Raw genomic sequence first — 18,066 nt, 5'->3', positions numbered from 1 at the left:
CCCTCACCCCGGCCCTCTCCCCAGAGGGGCGAGGGGGCGATGTGGCACCACCCGACGCCTACTTTCCCACCACCAGCATCGGCCCATAGCCGCCGTGCCACGACACATCGTTCCGGCCGAGCTCCGGATCGTACAACCCCACGCCGCGTCCGCCATCGAGGAACAGCGCATTGTCGCAGCCGAGGCTGTCGCGGAACAGTCTCGCGAAATCGTGGAAGTTCACGCCGCCATCGCTGATGGCAAAGATCACCTCGCCTTCCCCACAGACGCCGACGCCGCTGCGCCGCGTGCGGTCGGTGGAGCCGGGGATCAGGGCAGGGTGGAGTTCGCCTGCTATCACCAGCATTGGCCCTGACTGCGTGGCGAGCCGCGGCTCGGGGGCGGCGGCGAGATAGTCTTCGGTGGTCGTGATCGTCGCCGTGTCGCCGGTGACGAAGAACACGCCATTGGGCTTTTTGTAGAAGTTGGGGATGGGTTTCGTCCCCGGCGCCGCCTCGTTGGTGTTCAGCTTCACCAGCTTCTCACCCGCCTCGACATAGAGGCCGATGGGGCGGAACTCGGTGTCGTACATGCCGGCATTGATGGCGAACTGCAGCGTGCGGCCGGTGGCCGCCAGCGCCGTGGCCAGCGCGTCGAAGCGGCGATAGGGCTGCTCGTCGGCATCGCGCCAGTGCAGCTCCAGCTCGGCGGGCGCGGCGTGGCACACGGTGTAGCGCGCGCCCTCGAACTCGGTGGCCGCGCAGCGCGCCTCGCCCGGGGCAGCGTGCGCGAGCGGAGCACCGAGCAAAGAGGCTAAGGCGAATGCGGCAAGGGAGAGTGAATCACGCGGGGTCATCGGCGGACTGTCGCGGCGAGCAGCGCCACACGCAAGCGCAACACGCCTATTTGGGGATGGCGTTACCGCGCCCGCTCCTTTCCTATGCCTCGAAAAACTCGAGGAGATTCGTGATGTCCCTGTTGCCCGACCACAAACTCAATGATGGCACGACGCTTCCGGCGGTCGGGCTCGGCACCTATGCGCTGCGTGGCATTCCTGGGGCCGAGGGCATGGCGGAAGCGCTGCGCGAGGGCTATCGGCTGCTCGATTCCGCGGTCAATTACGAGAACGAGGGCGCCGTCGGCAAAGCGGTGCGGATGTCCGGGGTGCCGCGCGAGGAAATCCGCGTCACCTCAAAACTCCCCGGCCGGCACCACAAGAAGCCGAATGTCACCTGGGCGATCGAGGAATCGCTGTTGCGCAGCGGCCTCGACTATCTCGATCTCTACCTGATCCACTGGCCCAACCCGAGCCAACAGCTGTTCGTCGAGGCCTGGGAGGGGATGATCGAAGCGCGCGAGCGCGGCCTCGTCCGCTCAATTGGCGTGTCGAACTTTCTCCCTGATTATCTCGACCAGATGATCGAGAAGACCGGCGTTGCCCCGAGCGTCAACCAGATCGAGCTGCACCCCTATTTCAACCAGCCCGAGCAGCGCGCCGCCGACAAGCAGCGCGGCATCCTCACCCAGGCCTGGACGCCGATCGGCAAGGGCACGGGCCTCCTTGCCGAGCCGGCGGTGGTGGCGGCTGCCACCAAGCACAGCCGCACCCCGGCGCAGGTGGTGCTGCGCTGGCACCTGCAGCTTGGCGTGCTGCCGATCCCCAAGTCCGCCACCCCGTCGCGCCGCCGCGAGAACCTCGAGCTGGGCGGCTTTGAGCTCGACAATGCCGACATGGCCGCGATCAACGCGCTGGCCCGTCCCGATGGAAGGCTGTTTGACGGCGATCCGCGCACGCATGAGGAGTTCTGAGGGGCGTAAGTCGAACTCGCCCCACACTACTTTGAGTATGATGCGATTTGTGCAGTGTTCACCCCGATCGGGAAGTGATTAGCTCAGCGCTATTGCTGCCGCACGGTCGCGGCTGGGGCTAACCCCGGGGACATCGATGAACTGGCTGGTCAAACATCTGACGGCGGTGCTGTTTGTCTTCAGTGGTTCGGCCGCGGCCCTCGCGGCGCCGGCCGGCTCGGCGGTGGGGGTCGATCCCGCGGCGGAAATCAATTCCACCGGCGGGCTCCGCACCCTGGTGGTCGGCGAGGATGTATTCCTCGGCGACCTGATCCGCACCAGTTCGGGCGGCTCGGCGCAGATCCTGTTCGCGGATGGCACCAAGCTGGTGGTCGGGCCCGGCTCGACCCTCAAGATCGAGGATTACCTGCTGCGCGCCGATGGTTCGGCCGGCAAGATGGTGATCGGGGCGCTGGCCGGCACCTTCCGCTTCGCCACTGGCGACGCCGCCAAGGACCGCTACAGCATCAAGACCCCGAGCGGCACCATCGGCATTCGAGGCACCGAGTTCGACCTGGTGGTCGACGGCCCGAAATCGACGCGCGTGCTGATGTATTCGGGCAGCACCGAACTCTGCACCAAGGCCGGGGTATGCTCGGAGATTTCCGAGACCTGCGAGTTGGGCGAGATGACGCGCGATGGCGCCAGTTCGCTTGGGCTTTCCAACGCCCTCGACCGTGCCGCGCGTAAGGAGCTGCGCGGCCTGTTCGTCTATGGCGCCACGCAGCAGCCGCTGGCCGGCGCCTTCCGCATGAAGCAGGCGGCAAGCTGCCTGCTCTCGCCGTTGCCGTTTAGCCCCGGTTTCTTCAACAGCCTCGATCGGCAGACGCCGGCCGGAAAGCCGATGCAGGTGGTTGCCGGCAGCGCCGGCGCGCCGGCCCCCGATGGTGCGGTGCAGCCGACGCCGACCACGCCGACGCCGACCACACCGACCACGCCGCCGTCCTCGGGCGGCGGGGGCGAGTGCGCCGGCAACAGCGGCCACAACCCGGGCAACTCGCAGAACTGCAGCCACTAGGGCGCGTCGCTCCAGCCGGCTCGCCAGCCTATCGCGGGGTTTCCAGCCGCTCGGCGGATTTGCGCGCCCGCGCCTCCTTCATCGCGTCCTTGTAGCGGCCTTCGTCGGGCAGCTCGTGGTAGGTGATGTGGAACAGGGCAGTGTTGGGCCCGGTGACCGGGAACATCTCGTTGGATTCGGTCGAGCTCACCACCAGCATGGCGTCCATCAGGGCGCGGTCATAGCCGAGGCTGGCGAGATACCAGGCAGCTGCCGCGACGCCTTCGTCGGGGATGGCGATGGTCACCATCGAAGTGCGGTAGAACGGCATGTGCAGCGACACTACGCCGTTGGCATAGAGCTTCTCGCCGCCCAGCCACAGGAAGGCACAGGCCGAGTAGCAGAGGCTGCCCGAGGCATAGGTCTCGAGCCGGTGCTCGCGCGCCCAGGCGCCGGCATCGATGGCGGTCATGAAGTCGCCGCCGGGGCTATGCAGATAGAGCCCATCCACCTCGCCGTCGGCCGCCGCGAACACCTCGCGGATGCGTGCGAAATCGCCCGCCTCGATGCTGCCATCGACGATGATGGTGCGCAGCTCCGGGCTCAAGGAGATATTGGCTGCCTGCGCCGGCACTGCCGACGCGATGGCCATAGCCGCTGCTGCACATGCCACCAGCTGCACGATCCCCAGCATCGCCGCCTCCCGAAACCGGCTTAACAGCCGTTGCCTCCAATATGGTCTACGGCAGTAATTCTGCGAACAGGCAGTCGTTCGGGCGTGCAGGTGGCGGAAACGACGCTAGTTCATCGGCCGATACTGTGCAATCGGGGGCGTCATCTGATCCGGTGAGGGGCGTGTTGCCACGACGTTTCCCACCCACCGGTGTCATCCCAGCGAAAGCTGGGACCCAATTCGCAGCCCGTACCAGCGGATAGCGGACGAGGGCAAAAGCCCGCGCCGCGGGGTCCCAGTTTTCGCTGGGATGACATCGAGTTGGGGGCCGAATTCAGAGGGTCAATGCCGGTCTCGGTACAGGGCTATGACGCGCCAGTCGTTAAGCCTTCGCCGGCCGCGATCTCTTCGGCGAAATGACACGCCGCCTGGCGGGTCGGGGTGACGCTGCGCAGTTGCGGCACCTGCACTTTGCAGATGTCGCGGGCGAAGCGGCAGCGCGGGTGGAAGTGGCAGCCGGTCGGCGGGTTCAAGGGGCTCGGAATCTCGCCCTCTAGGCGCTTGCGGGCGTGGCGCTTGCTCGGGTGGGAGACGGGCACCGAGCCGAGCAGCGCCTGGGAATAGGGGTGCATCGGCAGGGCGTAGAACTCGCGCTTGGGCGCCATTTCGACGATGCGGCCCAGATACATGATGGCCATGGTGTCGGCGATGTGGCGAACCACGGCGAGGTCATGGCCGATGAACAGGTAGCTCAACCCCAGCTCGTCCTGCAGATCCTGCAAGAGGTTGATGACCTGCGCCTGCACCGACACATCGAGCGCCGAGACCGCCTCGTCGCAGACGATCAGCTGCGGCTTCGAGGCGATGGCGCGGGCGATGCCGATGCGCTGGCGCTGCCCGCCGGAAAACTCGTGCGGGAAGCGGGTCAGGTGCCGGCGCGACAGGCCGACCTTGTCGAGCAGCTCGCCGGCATAGTTGGTCAGTTTGGCGCTGGGTTTTTCGCCCTGGGCGTAGAGCGGCTCGAGGATCAGCTCCTCCACCCGGTGGCGCGGGTTGAGCGAGGCCTGCGGGTCCTGGAAGATGATCTGCATGGAGCTGCGCAGCTGGCGCAGCTCTTCCCTGGGCATCGTGGCGAGGTCACGGCCGTTGAAGCGCACCGTGCCGGCTGTCGGCTCGATCAGTTGCAGGATAAGCCGGCCGGTGGTGGATTTGCCGCAGCCGCTCTCGCCCACGAGGCCGAGCGTCTGGCGGCTGCCGAGTTCGAACGACACCGATTGCACGGCCCGCAGGGTCTGTCTGGGGGCTAGCCAGTTGTCGCCGGCAACCGGAAACTCCTTGGAGAGGCCGTCGACCGAGAGCAAAGGAGTGGTCATCGCGCGCCCTCCGCAACGAGGCCCGGCGCGAGGATGCAGGCGGCGCTCTGGGCCGGGGAGATTGGGAGCAGCGGCGGTTGCATGTCGAGGCAGGCGGGGATCGCCTGGGGGCAGCGCGGCGCAAAGAGGCACCCGGGCGGCAGTTCGGCGGGGTTGGGCATGGCGCCGGCGATGGTGCGGAGCCGGTGCGCTTCGCCATCGAGCTCGGGCGTGCTGCCGAGCAGGCCGCTGGTATAGGGGTGCTGCGGCCGATCGAAGAGATCGAAGATAGTCGCCTCCTCGACGATGCGGCTCGCGTACATCACCACGACGCGGTCGGCGACCTCGGCCATGACGCCCATATTGTGGGTGATCAGCAGGATGGCGGTGCCGAAATCCTGCCGCAGCTGGTTGAGCAGGTCGAGCAACTGCGCCTGGATGGTGACGTCCAGGGCGGTGGTCGGCTCATCGGCGATGAGCAGTTTTGGCGACGACGACAGGGCGATGGCGATCATAACGCGCTGCCTGAGGCCGCCCGAGAGCTGATGCGGATAATCCTGCAGCCGGCGGCGCGGTGCTGGCACCCCAACTTTCTCGAGCAGTTCGGTGGCGCGGTCCCACGCTGCCTTCCTGCTCATCGGGTCATGCACGCGGACCGCCTCGGTGATCTGGTCGCCGATGGTGAAGACGGGATTGAGCGAGGTCATCGGCTCCTGGAAGATGATGCCGATGTCGCGGCCGCGGATTTTTCTGAGCTCACGGCGCGACAGGGTCAGGAGGTCGCGGCCCTCGAAGTGAATCGAGCCGGTGACCTTGGCGGTCGGCGGCAGAAGGCCCATCACCGCGAGCGCGCTGACGCTCTTGCCCGAGCCGCTTTCGCCCACCACGCCGACCAGCTCACCGGGATGGACGTCGAAGCTCGCCTCGCGCACCGCGGTGAAGCGGGTGTTGAACGACACCGTGAGGTCACGGACGCTGAGCAGGGGAGCGGCGGTCATTGTTCTACTTTCATCCGCGGGTCGAGCACGTCGCGCAGGCCGTCACCCAGGAGGTTAAGGCCAAGCACGGTGATGGCGATGGCGAGGCCGGGGATGACGGTCAGCCAGGCTGCCTCGCGCAGATAGGTGCGGCCTTCGGCGATCAAGACGCCCCAACTGGGGACGGTGGGTGGCGCGCTGAGGCCGAGAAAGCTCAGCACCGCTTCCGACAGCACGGCATAGGCGAAGACGAAGCTCAGCTGCACGATGAGCGGCGCCATGCAGTTGGGCATGATGTGGTGCCAGAGGATGCGCCCGTCGCGGGCGCCGGCGGCGCGCGCCGCCTGCACGTAGTCGAGTTCGCGGGCAACAAGGATGGAGGCGCGGACGACACGGGCGGTGCGCGGGATATAGACCACGGCGAGGGCAATGATGGCCGTTGCCGCCGAGGGCCCGAGCGCCGCCGCGATGCCGATGGCGAGCAGCACGGCGGGAAAGGCCATCAGCGCATCGGCGATGCGCATTAAGAGGTCATCGAGGCGGCGATAGTAGCCGGCGATGGCGCCGAGAAACACGCCGAATACAGCGTTGAGGATCACCACGGCAAAGCCGATGCCGAGGCTCAACCGGGCGCCGTTGAGCACGCGGCTGAGCATGTCCCGGCCGAGATTGTCGGTGCCGAACAGGTAGAGCTCGGAGGGCGGCTTGAAGCGGTTGCGGACCGACAGGGCATTGGGATCGACGCTGGTGATCAACGGCGCTGCGAGGGTGAAGAGGCAGATGCCGCCGAACAGGATGGCGCCGAGCAGGAACGACCGGTTGGCGCTGAGGCGCTTAACCCAGTGGCGGGCCGAATCCAGCGCAAGCGACAGCCGCGACGGCTCGTTGACGAGGTCGGTCATCTTAGCGCCCCCTGACCCGGATGCGGGGATCGAGGCTGGTGTAGAGCAGGTCGATCACGATGTTGAGCAAGAGCAGGGCCGTGGTGACGAACAGCAGCCCGCCCTGGATCATCGGGTAGTCGCGGTTTGCGATGGCGCTGCCGAGCAGCGAGCCGATCCCCGGCACGCCGAAAATGGTTTCGATGACGATCGAGCCCGAGAGCAGCACCGAAAGCACCAGGCCGATCATGGTGACGATCGGCATCATCACATTGGCCAGCGCATGCCGGCCGACGACGATCCACTCGGGCAGGCCCTTGGCGCGGGCGGTGCGGATATAGTCCTGGTTGAGCACTTCGAGCATGGTGGAGCGGGTGATGCGGGTCAGTAGCCCGGCCTGCATCAGGGCAAGCGCCACGGCGGGGAGGGTGGCCGTGCGCAGCCAGCCGATGGGATCCTTGGTGAACGGCACATAACCGCCGGTGGGCAACCAGCCCAGGTGCACCGAGAACAGCACGATCATCACCAGCGCCAGCCAGAAGTTGGGCAGCGACACGCCGAGCAGCGCGAACAAAGTCGCGGCCTGGTCGATCCAGCGATTGTGGTTGAGCGCCGCCAGCATGCCGGTGCTGAGCCCGATCAGGATGGTGAGCACCAGCGAGTAGATGGCGATGCCGATGGTGATGGGCGAGCGGGCGAGCAGCGCATCGACCACCGGGATGCCGAGGGTCAGCGAGCGGCCGAGATCGCCCTGGAACAGGTGGGCATAGAAAGTGAGGATCTGGATGTGCAGCGGCTGGTCGAGCCCGAGGTTCTGCCGGATCTGCGCGAGCTCTTCCGGCGTCGCCGACGGCCCGCCGATCACCACCGCCGCATCGCCCGGGATCAGGTAGATGATGCCGAAGGCGATCAGGCTGACGAGGATGAGGATCGGGATCGCCTGGAGCAGGCGGGAGATGATGTAGCCGAACATCGTGCAGGCCCTCTAGGTAGTCGCGTGGTGAGGCACGGGCCTCTCCGAAATCCTCCCCCGCGGGGCGGGGGAGGGGATGAGGCCAGGGCCTCACCCCGGGGGGAACCAGCGAAGCTGGTGGAGGGGGCGGCCAAACCATCAGTACGTTCTGCTCCCCCCCTCCACCACCCTTCGGGTGGTCCCCCTCCCCCGCCACGCGGGGGAGGATCAGAGCGGAGAGGCCGGCGGCTCTGCCCCGTCACATCATTTTTCGAGCCAGACGTTCGACACCCGCGTGTTGTAGAAGGGCTTAAACCCCTTCACGTTCGACCGCGTGCCCTGGACGTTCGACATCACGCCGAACGGAATGGCGAGCACGTGCTCGAACACCGTCTTCTGCGCATCGGCGAAGGCGGCGGCCCGCTCTTCGATGGTGGCGCCACCCTGCACGCGCTGGAACGCGGCGTTGTAGTCGGGATCACCGGCCGGGTCCTGCGGCTTATAGATGTTGGCGGGGGCCGCGAGGTTGCGCAGCGTCGTCGCGCCGCCCTGGGCGGCCGAGCCGGTCCAGTGGGTGAAGAAGAAGTTCCACCCGGTGGTTTCCTTCTCGCTGGTGGCGAGCGCCGTCGGCCAGTCGAACACCTTGAGTTCGGCGTTGAAGCCGGCCGCCTGCAGCTGCGCCTGCATCACCAGGGCAGTGTTGTACATGGTGGTGATCTGCTGGGTGGTCAGCAGTACGATCGGCTCGTTGTTGTAGCCGGCCTCGGCCAGCAGCGCCTTGGCCTTGTCGGCATTGGTCTGGTTGTAGAGCTCGCCGCCCGCTTCAGAGAAATAGGCCGTACCGGGGAATTGCAGGCTGGGGTTGAGCTTGTAGACGCCGTCGGTCGACGCCTCCATGATCTCATCCATGTTGAGCGCGGCCAGCATGGCCTGGCGTACCTTGATATTGTCGGTCGGCGGCGCCGACCAGTTCGGGTAGCCGATATTGAGGCCGTAGGCTTCGAGCGTCAGCAGCTCGACGCCTTCGACCGCTGCGAGGCGCTCCATCGAAATCGCCGGCACCGATTCGACGATGTGGACTTCACCGGTTTCGAGCGCTGCCATGCGGGCGGCGGTTTCGGTGAGCATGCGGAAGGTCACGGTATCGACGCAGGCCTGCTTGTAGCCGGCAAAGCCGCTGAGACCGGAGAGCGTGGTGCCCGGGGTGTAGTCGGCATAGCGGTCGAGCCGCACATGGCTGTCGGGCACGAACTCGCCGAGCTTGAACGGCCCGGTGCCGATGACATCGATCTGCCCCGCGGCCTTGGTCGCCTCTTCCGCCGGCATGATGACGACGGGAGCGGTCGAGGATGAGAGGTTCTCGAGGAAGTTCGGCTGCGGCGCCTTGAGCGTGATGACGAAGGTGGCGTCATCGGGGGCCGACCAGCCGGCCACGGCCTCGAGGATCGAGCGGCTGACGCCGACGGTCTTGTAGCGGTCGAACGAGGCGAGCACGTCGGCCGAGGTCATCGGCTTGCCGTTGTGGAACTTCACCCCCTGGCGCAGCTTGAAGGTGTAGCTCAGCCCGTCGGCGCTGGGCTCGATCGAGTCAGCGAGGTCGGGCACCGGCCGCATGTTCTCGTCGCGGATGATCAGCGCCTCGAAGATATTCATGGCGATGTTGCGCGTCGCCGACGAGGTCGCCGTTTGCTGGTCGAGCGTGCCGGCGGCGGCTTCGAGCCCCACCACCAGATCGCCGCCCTGCTGCGGGCAGCTGAACCGGTCCTGAGCCACCGCGCCGAAACTGGCGAGAAGGCCCAGCGTCACTGCCGAGCTGAAAAGAAGATGCTTCCTGTTACCCATTATCAGTCCCTCCTGAAAATAGACGTGTGTCGACGCCAAGGACCGGCCCCCCTCGAAGGGGCGGAACGCGCATCGCCCCAACGACTTGCGTTTCCGATCCTCGTCTGTATCGTGGTCGACATGTATCGTTAAAGGTATTCAGTCAGCTTCACGCCGGATCGTCAAGAGGGTGTGGGAATTTTCGTCGGGAGGGGCGGGCAGGGGCCTTGAGCCCAGCCGGTCTCACGGCGCCTGAGGGAGGAAATGCGAAATGAAGATAACCGAGGTCGAGACGCTCTATACCGAGGAGTTCTCGAACGTCATCTGGGTGCGGGTGCATACCGATGCGGGGATAACCGGGCTGGGCGAGACGTTCTTCGGGCCGGGGTCGGTGACCGCGCATGTACACGAAGTGCTGGCGCATAAGCTGCTCGGCCGCGACCCCCTGGCGATCGAGCCGATCAACCGCGAGATGGTCTATGCGGCGCTGGGGTTCTCGTCGTCGGGCGCCGAGATGCGCGCCGCGTCGGCGGTCGACATCGCGCTGTGGGATCTCTTCGGCAAGGTATGCAACCTGCCGGTGCATCAGATGCTGGGCGGGCTGAGCCACCAGCGGCTGCGCATCTACAATACCTGCGCCAACCCTCGCTACGCGCAGGCGCGCAACTTCCGGCCGGTGGATAACTGGGCCTCGGGGCAGGGCGATGCCCGCTATGCCGATCTCGACGGCTTCATGCATCGGGCCGGCGAGCTGGCGGAGGACCTCCTGGCGTCGGGGATCACGGCGATGAAGATCTGGCCGTTCGATCCACCGGCCATGGAGAATGACGGGCGCTACATCACCACCGACCAGTTGAAGCTGGCGCTCGCGCCGTTCGAGAAGATCCGGAAGGCGGTGGGCGATCGCATCGAGATCATGGTGGAGCTGCATAGCCTGTGGAACCTGCCGACCGCCAAGCAGATCGCACGGGCCCTGGAACCGTTTCAGCCGACCTGGTTCGAGGACCCGATCCGCATGAACTCGCCGCAGGCGCTGGCGGAGTTCGCCCGCTCGACCCCGATATCGGTCTGCGCCAGCGAAGTGCTGGCGACGCGCTTTCCCTACAAGGACCTGCTCGATCGCGACGCGACGCATGTGGTGATGGTCGATATCGGCTGGTGCGGCGGGCTGACTGAGGCGCGGAAGATCGCCGCGCTGGCCGACACCTATCACCGGCCGTTCGCAGCACATGACTGCGTCGGCCCGGTGGCGTTCGCTGCGGGAGTGCATGCCTCGTTCAGCCAACCCAACACGCTGATCCAGGAGAGCGTGCGGGCCTATTACAATGGCTGGTACAAGGACCTGGTGACGGCGACGCCACGCATCGAAGGCGGCTATGTGTACCCGATGGAGGGGCCGGGACTGGGGACGGAGTTGAGGCCGGAGGTGTTCGAGCGCGGGGATCTGGTGCGGCGGGTGTCGCGGGTTTAGGGGCGGGGACAGTGATCCTCCCCCGCGTGGCGGTGGAGGGGGACCAGCGAAGCTGGTGGAGGGGGGAGCAAGAGTCGACTGTGAGTTTGGCCGCCCCCTCCACCACCCTTCGGGCGGTCCCCCCGCGGTGAGGGCCTCCGGCCCTCATCCGCTAGGCCACGCGGGGGAGGATAAGGGAGAGCCGTCAGGCGTTGGCGGCAATCAGATCCGCGAGCACCTGGCGCTCGCTGGCGTCGAGCTCGGTGAGTGGGGTGCGCACCTTGCCGGCCGAGCGACCGACCAGGTCGGCGCCGGCCTTGATCATCGACACGGCATAGCCGCGCTTCCTGTCACGTAACTCAATCAGCGGCAGGTAAAAGCTCTTCATCAAGCCGTCGACCACCTGTGTGTCGCGCTGCCGCACGGCGTTGTAGAAGCGCAGCGCCAGCTCGGGCACGAAGTTGAAGACGGCCGAGGAATAGGTGGTGACGCCCATCTCGAGATAGGGCTGGGCGAAGACTTCGGCGGTCGGCAGGCCGCCGATATGGACGACGCGGTCGCCGAGCCGGTGCGCGACGCGCTGCATCAGCTGCAGGTCGCCGATGCCATCCTTGTAGCCGATGAAGTTCGGGCAGGCCTCGGCCAGTTTTTCGAGCCCGGCCGGCGACAGCCGGGTGTTGTCGCGGGCGTAGTAGATGACGCCCAGCCCGACGGCGTCGCAGATCGCCTGCATATGGGCGACGACGCCCTGTTCCTCGGCGAACATCAGGTAATGCGGCAGCACCAGGATGCCGGCGGCGCCGGCTTTTTCGGCGCGCTTCGCCAGATCGACCGCCATGCGGGTGCCATAGCCGACGCCGGCCAGCACCGGCACGTCGGCGGCGCTGTTCTCGACCGCGGTGCGGATCACCGCGTCATACTCGTCATAGCCGATGGAGAAGAACTCGCCGGTGCCGCCCGCCGCGAACAGCCCGGCCGCGCCATAGGACGAGAGCCATTGCAGGCGCCTGGCATAGGAGGCGGCGTCGAACTCGCCGTCGTCGCCGAAATCGGTCACCGGGAAGGACAGGAGCCCGGAACCGATCTTCGATTTGATCTCGTCAAAAGTCACCAGGCGTCTCCCAGGGCAGAAAATTAGTACTATTTCTTGGTGCTAGCACCGGCAAAACCCCGCTGTCAACGCAACGAAAGCCGCATCAAGCACGACTCGCAGCAAAGTAGTATGATTTATCGTTTGACAGTGCATTTGCAGTCATACCACATTGCCCCGCCGACGCTGAAGGGGAACGCTCCCGGCGTCCGGATGCACTTTCGAGGGGAGGGTGAATTGAAGCATTTCCTGATGCCTGCACTGGCCGGGGTATCGATGCTGGCCTTGGCCGGCGCCGCACTGGCCGTCGATTACAAACAGGCGCCGATGCTGGATGCTGCCGTCGCCGACGGCAGCTTACCGCCGGTGGCCGAACGCGTTGGCGCCGCGCCGCGCGTCATCACGCCGGTCAGCGAAGTCGGTCAGTATGGCGGCACGTTCCGCGGCGGCATGGTGGGCGGCAATGACCGCAACATGCTGTTCACCTATTTCGGCTACGAGCCGCTGCTCGCCTGGGACGCCGAGTGGACCGGCGAGATCCAGCCCAACATCGCCAGCGCCTACAGCGTCAGCGAAGACAGCAAGTCCTTCACCTTCACGCTGCGCGAGGGGATGAAGTGGTCGGACGGCACGCCGTTCACCGCCGATGACGTGGCGTTCTTCGTTCAGGACATATTGCCGGACGAGAAGCTGTTCCCGACCAAGCCGGGCTGGCTGACCGTCGAGGGCGAGCTGCCGACCATCGCCGTCGCCTCGCCCACCGAGTTCACCCTGTCGTGGAGCAAGCCGAATGGCCTGTTCATCCTCAACGCCGCCAGCGTCTATGGTGTGCAGCTGACGCTGCTGAGCAAGGCCTATTGCAGCCAGTTCCTGCCCAAGTACAACCCTGAGGCCGATGCCAACGCCAAGGCGGCCGGCGTCGCCGACTGGTCCGAGCAGATGGTCAACATGTGCGGCGTCGGCATCGAGAACATCCAGCGCTGGCGCAACCCGGATCGCCCGACGATCGAGGCCTGGCGCATCACCGAGCCCTATGTGGCGGGCGCCACCCGCGTGGCGCTCGAGCGCAACCCGTTCTACTGGAAGGTTGATACATCAGGGAACCAGCTGCCCTATATCGACGGGCTCTCGATGTCGGTGAATGCCGAAGCACAGACGCTGCTGCTCAGCGTCCTCGCCGGCGAGATCGACTACGAAGTCCGCCACACCGCCAACACCACCAACCTGCCGGTGCTGTCGGAAGGCCAGGAGGCCGGCAATTTCCGCATCAGCCCGCGCGAGTCCCGGGTCGGCAACTCGCTCGCCATCTCGGTCAACCTCAACTCGCATGACGCGGTGAAGGCGCCGATCTTTGCGAACAAGGATTTCCGCATCGCGCTGTCCTATGCGCTCGACCGCCAGGCGATCATCGATACGGTCTATCTGGGGCAGGGCACGCCGCGCCAGGTGGCGCCGCTCGAAGGCACGGCATTCTACAACGAGAAGCTGGCCACCCAGTATCTCGAGTACAATGCCGACGAAGCCAACCGGCTGCTCGACTCCATCGGCCTCGACAAGCGCGGCAGCAACGGCCTGCGCCTCGCGCCCGACGGCAGCCCGCTGGTGGTCAACGTCGCCGCGGTGACGGCGCTGGGCAACACCGCTGATGTCGCCGAGCTGCTGGTGCAGTACTGGCAGGCAGTGGGTGTCGATGCGCGCTTCACGGCGATGGATCGCACCCGCTTTTACGAGGAAAAGACCGCCAGCCAGCACGATATCGTGGTGTGGGGCGCCACCTCGGGCGGCATCGACGTCTATATCGATCCGCGCGACTACTTCCCGTTCTCGACGGAATCGAACTTCGCCGTCGACTGGTCCAAGTTCTACATCAAGGATGGCGGGGTCGAGCCGCCCGACTATGTCAAGCAGCAGTGGGCGCTGTACGACCAGATCAAGGGCACCTCGAACGCCGACGAACAGGCCAAGCTCCTGAGCCAGCTGCTCGATATCAGCGCCGAGCAGTTCTACCAGATCGGCATCGGCACCGCGATCCAGGGCTTCGCGGTGGTGTCGAACAAGCTGGGCAACGTGCCCGACGATACCCCGACCGGCTGGATCCATCCGGACCCGGGTACGCTGAACACCGAGCAGTTCTACTTCAAGCAGTAGTTCTCCCCAGAGCATCTCAAGGCACGATCCGGCGGGCGCTGTCCGCCGGATCGTCCAACCCCCGGGCCGGTTCATGCTCCTTTACATCCTCAAGCGAATAGCCGGCATGATCCCGGCGATGGTGGCGATCTCGATCCTGGCGTTCACCGTCATCCAGCTGCCGCCGGGCGACTATGTCTCGACCTATGCGGCACAGATCGCGCAGGCCGGGGAGACGGTCGACAGCGCCATGCTCAATAGCCTGCGCGAGCGCTATGGGCTGGGTGAGAATGTCGTGGTGCAATACTTCAAATGGATCGGCGGCATCGTCACCCGCGGCGATTTCGGCGACAGTTTCGAGTGGAACCAGCCGGTCACCGAACTGATCTGGGGCCGCATGGGAATGACGGCGCTGATCTCGGTGCTGACGCTCATCCTGATGTGGGCGTTCTCGCTGCCGATCGGCATCTACTCGGCGGTGCGGCAATATTCGATCACCGATTACGTGGCCACCGCCTTTGCCTTTCTCGCCATGGCGACGCCGAATTTCCTCCTCGCCATCGTGCTGCTCTATGCCTCGACCATGTGGTTCGGCGTCTCGGTGGGCGGGCTGTTCTCGCCGGCCTTCGAGAATGCGCCGCTGTCGCTGGCCAAGGTGTGGGATTTCATCACCCATGCCTGGATCCCGATCTTCGTGCTTGGCACCGCCGGCACGGCTTCGCTGATCCGGGTGATGCGCGCTAACCTCCTCGATGAGCTGCACAAGCCCTATGTCGAAGCGGCGCGTTCCAAGGGGATGCCCGAGGGGCGGCTGATCCTCACCTATCCGGTGCGGGTGGCGCTGAACCCGTTCATTTCCACCGTCGGCTGGGTGCTGCCGGCGCTGATCTCGGGCGAACTGGTGGTGTCCACTGTCCTGAACCTCCCCACCGCCGGGCCGCTGCTGCTGCAGGCGTTGAAGAGCCAGGACATGTATCTGGCCGGCGCCTTTATCCTGTTGAGCGGCGGGCTGGTGCTGATCGGCACGCTGGTCTCCGACATCCTGCTCGCCATCTCCGACCCCAGGATCCGGCTGTCATGAGCGCCCCCACCGAAACTACCGATATCGAGGCCGGGCTGCTCGACCAGCAGCTCACTCCCGGGCGCCTGCAGGCCGCCGGGCAGTGGACGCTGTTCTGGCACAAGTTCAAGAAGCACAAGCTCGCCGTGCTGTCGCTGGTGATCGTCGGGCTGATCTATTTCGTGGCTTTGTTCGCCGAGTTCCTGGCGCCGCAGGATCCGGCCAAGTTCGATCCGCGCTTCACCTATGTACCGCCACAGGCGATCGGCTGGTTCGTCGACGATGGCGCCGGCGGCTCGCGGTTCCAGCCGCATGTCACCGGCTTCGACATCAAGGTCGACGCCAAGAGTTTTAGGCGCATCTTCACCCCCAAGCCGAGCGAGATCATCCCGATCGGGCTGTTCGTCAAAGGCCAGAGCTACAAGATGTGGGGGCTGTTCGATGCCGATATCCACCTGATCGGGCCGCTCGAAAAGAACAAGCCGTTCTTCCTCGCCGGCGGCGACCGGCTCGGCCGGGACCTGCTCAGCCGCACCATCCACGGCACCCGCATTTCGATGTCGATCGGGCTGGTCGGGGTCAGCCTGTCGCTGATCATCGGCATGATCCTGGGCGGGATTTCCGGCTATCGCGGCGGCCTCGTCGATCGGGTGATCCAGCGGGTCATCGAGTTCATCCGCTCGGTGCCGACCATTCCGCTGTGGCTCGGGCTCGCCGCCGCGATGCCGAAGGACTGGCCACCGCTGCAGGTCTATTTCTCGATCCTCGTCATCCTGTCGCTGATCGGCTGGACCGAGATCGCCCGCGTGGTGCGCGGGCGCTTCCTCAGCCTCAGGAGTGAGGATTTCGTCATCGCAGCGCGGCTCGATGGGGTGAGCGAGTTCCGGCTGATCATGCGCCACATGATGCCGAGCCTTTATTCGCACATCATCGCCGCGGTCACCCTCGCCATCCCGCACATGATCCTCGCCGAAACCGCGCTCAGCTTCCTCGGCCTCGGGCTGCAGCCGCCGATCGTCAGCTGGGGCGTGCTGCTGCAGGACACGCAGAACCTTCGCGCCATCACCCAGGCGCCCTGGCTGTTCGTCCCCGGCATCTGCGTGGTGGTGGCAGTGCTGTCGCTCAACTTCCTCGGAGACGGCGTCCGCGACGCTGCTGATCCCTATGCCAAGTAACGCCGCGCCCAACGCCAAACCGGTTCTCACGGTCAAGAACCTCGCCGTCGAGTTCCCGGTGCACAAATCGGTGGTGCATGCGGTGCGCGGCGTCAGCTTCACCCTGTCGCGCGGCGAGACGCTCTGCCTCGTGGGCGAAAGCGGCTCGGGCAAGAGCGTCACCGCCCGCGCCATCTTGCAGCTCGTCGCCTCGCCTGGGCGGATCACGGCGGGGGAAATCCTGCTCGATACTGGCAGCGGCGAGCTCGATATCGTCAAGCTCGGGGCGCTCGGGCGCGGCATTCGCGAGGTGCGCGGCCGGCGTATCGCGATGATCTTCCAGGAGCCGATGTCGAGCCTGTCGCCGGTGCACACCATCGGCCACCAGATCGTCGAGACCATTCTGCTGCACGAAAAGATCAGCAAGGAGGAAGCGCGGAAGCGGGCCGCCGCTCTGCTCGACCGGGTGCGCATCCCCAACCCCGAGGCGGCGCTCGACCGCTATTCATTCGAGTTCTCCGGTGGCATGCGGCAGCGCGCCATGATCGCCATGGCTCTCTCGTGCAACCCGGAAATCCTGATCGCCGACGAGCCGACCACGGCGCTCGATGTCACCACCCAGGCCGAGATCCTGTCGCTGCTGCGCGAGCTGCAGCGCGATCGCGGCATGGCGGTGCTGTTCATCACCCATGACATGGGCGTGGTGGCGCAGATCGCCGACCGCGTCATGGTGATGTTCAAGGGCGAGATGGTCGAGCAGGCCGATGTGTTCGACCTGTTCGAGCGGCCGCAGCAGCCTTACACCAAGGCGCTGCTCGGCTCGGTGCTGAAGCTCGAAACGCCGGCGCCGCGGCCGCCACGCCCGGCCGAGGAATCGCCGATTGCCGAGATCAGCGACCTGTCGCTGCATTTCCCGCTCAATGTCGGCATGCTGGGGAAACCCGCCGCCTATCTCAAGGCGATCGATGGGGTCAGCCTCACCATCAACAAGGGCGAAACCGTCGGGGTGGTGGGCGAGAGCGGCTCGGGCAAGACCACGCTGGGCCGCACGCTCTTGCGCATCTACACGCCGACCGGCGGGCAGGTGAACTATTGGCGCGGCGACGGGGTGGAAGTCGACATCGCGCGGCTATCGAAGCGTGAGATGAAATCGCTCTACAGCGAAGTGCGCATGGTGTTCCAGGATCCGCATTCCTCGCTCAACCCGCGCATGACCGTCTACCAGATCATCTCGGAGCCGCTCCGCACCAACACGGCGATGAGCGAGCGCGAGATGCGCGATCGGGTGGCGGAGCTCTTGATGCGCGTCGGGCTGCCGGCCGATGGCGGCGAGCGCTATCCGCACGCCTTTTCCGGCGGGCAGCGGCAGCGCATCTCGATCGCCCGCGCCATTGCGCTCAGGCCGCGGCTGATCATCGCCGACGAACCGACTTCGGCGCTCGATGTGTCGCTGCGCCACCAGGTGCTCGACCTGATGCGCGGGCTGCAGGACGAATATGGCCTGTCCTACCTGTTCATCAGCCACGATATCTCGGTGATCCGCTACTTCTGCGACCGCGTCGCGGTGATGAAGAACGGCAAGATCGTCGAGATCGGCGACGTGCAGCAGATTTGCGAGCGGCCCGAGCATCCCTATACTCAGACCCTGATCCGCGCCGTCCCCCGTCCCGATCCGCGCCTGCGGCTTTCGGCTCCCGCCTGAGGA

The 18,066-nt window shown here is 65.9% G+C and carries 15 protein-coding genes; 7 read left to right on the top strand and 8 right to left on the bottom strand.

From position 1 onward, the window contains the following. Positions 1-58 precede the first annotated feature (58 nt). Positions 59-835 carry a phosphodiester glycosidase family protein gene (locus tag ASC68_RS20930; RefSeq protein WP_055883589.1) on the bottom strand — a complete coding sequence of 259 codons (777 nt, stop codon included), beginning with the start codon at positions 833-835 and terminating at the stop codon, positions 59-61. A 113-nt stretch (positions 836-948) separates the two neighbouring features. On the opposite strand from ASC68_RS20930, the gene ASC68_RS20925 reads away from it, so the two are divergent. Then, complete coding sequence (locus ASC68_RS20925) at positions 949-1,788, top strand: aldo/keto reductase (protein ID WP_055883587.1); 840 nt, start codon at positions 949-951, stop codon at positions 1,786-1,788. A gap of 136 nt (positions 1,789-1,924) precedes the next feature. Continuing rightward, the gene (locus ASC68_RS20920) at positions 1,925-2,845 is read left to right on the top strand and encodes a FecR family protein (RefSeq protein WP_055883584.1); all 921 of its coding nucleotides are present in this window, start codon (positions 1,925-1,927) and stop codon (positions 2,843-2,845) included. Positions 2,846-2,873: 28 nt separating this feature from the next. Here the strand turns inward: ASC68_RS20920 and ASC68_RS20915 are convergent, their stop codons facing one another. From ASC68_RS20915 to ASC68_RS20890, 6 genes are all read right to left on the bottom strand, one after another. Next, a complete protein-coding gene (locus ASC68_RS20915; protein ID WP_055883581.1) occupies positions 2,874-3,518 on the bottom strand; it encodes a hypothetical protein in 645 nt (214 codons plus the stop codon). A 344-nt stretch (positions 3,519-3,862) separates the two neighbouring features. Next, entirely contained in the window at positions 3,863-4,870 is a 1,008-nt protein-coding gene (locus ASC68_RS20910; protein WP_055883578.1) for an oligopeptide/dipeptide ABC transporter ATP-binding protein, read from the bottom strand. Beyond that, positions 4,867-5,847: an ABC transporter ATP-binding protein gene (locus ASC68_RS20905; RefSeq protein WP_055883577.1), complete on the bottom strand. Its 981-nt coding sequence runs from the start codon at positions 5,845-5,847 to the stop codon at positions 4,867-4,869. The genes ASC68_RS20910 and ASC68_RS20905 overlap by 4 nt, the downstream gene beginning before the upstream one ends. Continuing rightward, positions 5,844-6,728, bottom strand: coding sequence for an ABC transporter permease (locus ASC68_RS20900; RefSeq protein WP_055883574.1), 885 nt, complete (start codon positions 6,726-6,728; stop codon positions 5,844-5,846). The genes ASC68_RS20905 and ASC68_RS20900 overlap by 4 nt, the downstream gene beginning before the upstream one ends. Position 6,729: 1 nt before the next feature. Continuing rightward, positions 6,730-7,680, bottom strand: coding sequence for an ABC transporter permease (locus ASC68_RS20895; RefSeq protein WP_055883571.1), 951 nt, complete (start codon positions 7,678-7,680; stop codon positions 6,730-6,732). Positions 7,681-7,923: 243 nt separating this feature from the next. After that, entirely contained in the window at positions 7,924-9,501 is a 1,578-nt protein-coding gene (locus ASC68_RS20890) for an ABC transporter substrate-binding protein (RefSeq protein ID WP_055883568.1), read from the bottom strand. A gap of 250 nt (positions 9,502-9,751) precedes the next feature. Here ASC68_RS20890 and ASC68_RS20885 point away from each other — a divergent pair, with 250 nt between their 5' ends. Continuing rightward, on the top strand, positions 9,752-10,951 hold the full coding sequence (locus ASC68_RS20885; RefSeq protein WP_055883565.1) for a mandelate racemase/muconate lactonizing enzyme family protein: 1,200 nt from the start codon (positions 9,752-9,754) through the stop codon (positions 10,949-10,951). Positions 10,952-11,135: 184 nt separating this feature from the next. Here ASC68_RS20885 and kdgD read toward each other — a convergent pair whose 3' ends face one another. Next, positions 11,136-12,041, bottom strand: coding sequence for a 5-dehydro-4-deoxyglucarate dehydratase (gene kdgD / locus ASC68_RS20880; protein ID WP_055883560.1), 906 nt, complete (start codon positions 12,039-12,041; stop codon positions 11,136-11,138). Between the two features lie 216 nt (positions 12,042-12,257). Here kdgD and ASC68_RS20875 point away from each other — a divergent pair, with 216 nt between their 5' ends. From ASC68_RS20875 to ASC68_RS20860, 4 genes are all read left to right on the top strand, one after another. Further along, on the top strand, positions 12,258-14,168 hold the full coding sequence (locus ASC68_RS20875) for an ABC transporter substrate-binding protein (protein WP_055883557.1): 1,911 nt from the start codon (positions 12,258-12,260) through the stop codon (positions 14,166-14,168). Positions 14,169-14,241: 73 nt separating this feature from the next. Continuing rightward, entirely contained in the window at positions 14,242-15,228 is a 987-nt protein-coding gene (locus ASC68_RS20870) for an ABC transporter permease (protein WP_055883555.1), read from the top strand. Then, complete coding sequence (locus tag ASC68_RS20865) at positions 15,225-16,382, top strand: ABC transporter permease (protein WP_082528340.1); 1,158 nt, start codon at positions 15,225-15,227, stop codon at positions 16,380-16,382. The genes ASC68_RS20870 and ASC68_RS20865 overlap by 4 nt, the downstream gene beginning before the upstream one ends. Then, on the top strand, positions 16,372-18,063 hold the full coding sequence (locus ASC68_RS20860) for an ABC transporter ATP-binding protein (RefSeq protein ID WP_055883552.1): 1,692 nt from the start codon (positions 16,372-16,374) through the stop codon (positions 18,061-18,063). Before ASC68_RS20865 ends, ASC68_RS20860 begins: the two co-directional genes overlap by 11 nt. Positions 18,064-18,066: the final 3 nt, after the last annotated feature.

This window comes from Devosia sp. Root105 (assembly GCF_001424865.1).
In the GTDB taxonomy this organism is placed as follows: Bacteria; Pseudomonadota; Alphaproteobacteria; order Rhizobiales; family Devosiaceae; genus Devosia_A.
The sequence above is the reverse complement of the archived record's forward strand: the minus strand, read 5'-3'. Positions and strand labels throughout refer to the sequence as shown.

Coding starts and splice junctions, on each gene's coding strand:
- ASC68_RS20930 (WP_055883589.1), bottom strand. CDS start 835: ATGACCCCGCGTGATTCACTCTCCCTTGCCGCATTCGCCTTAGCCTCT.
- ASC68_RS20925 (WP_055883587.1), top strand. CDS start 949: ATGTCCCTGTTGCCCGACCACAAACTCAATGATGGCACGACGCTTCCG.
- ASC68_RS20920 (WP_055883584.1), top strand. CDS start 1,925: ATGAACTGGCTGGTCAAACATCTGACGGCGGTGCTGTTTGTCTTCAGT.
- ASC68_RS20915 (WP_055883581.1), bottom strand. CDS start 3,518: ATGCTGGGGATCGTGCAGCTGGTGGCATGTGCAGCAGCGGCTATGGCC.
- ASC68_RS20910 (WP_055883578.1), bottom strand. CDS start 4,870: ATGACCACTCCTTTGCTCTCGGTCGACGGCCTCTCCAAGGAGTTTCCG.
- ASC68_RS20905 (WP_055883577.1), bottom strand. CDS start 5,847: ATGACCGCCGCTCCCCTGCTCAGCGTCCGTGACCTCACGGTGTCGTTC.
- ASC68_RS20900 (WP_055883574.1), bottom strand. CDS start 6,728: ATGACCGACCTCGTCAACGAGCCGTCGCGGCTGTCGCTTGCGCTGGAT.
- ASC68_RS20895 (WP_055883571.1), bottom strand. CDS start 7,680: ATGTTCGGCTACATCATCTCCCGCCTGCTCCAGGCGATCCCGATCCTC.
- ASC68_RS20890 (WP_055883568.1), bottom strand. CDS start 9,501: ATGGGTAACAGGAAGCATCTTCTTTTCAGCTCGGCAGTGACGCTGGGC.
- ASC68_RS20885 (WP_055883565.1), top strand. CDS start 9,752: ATGAAGATAACCGAGGTCGAGACGCTCTATACCGAGGAGTTCTCGAAC.
- ASC68_RS20870 (WP_055883555.1), top strand. CDS start 14,242: ATGCTCCTTTACATCCTCAAGCGAATAGCCGGCATGATCCCGGCGATG.
- ASC68_RS20865 (WP_082528340.1), top strand. CDS start 15,225: ATGAGCGCCCCCACCGAAACTACCGATATCGAGGCCGGGCTGCTCGAC.
- ASC68_RS20860 (WP_055883552.1), top strand. CDS start 16,372: ATGCCAAGTAACGCCGCGCCCAACGCCAAACCGGTTCTCACGGTCAAG.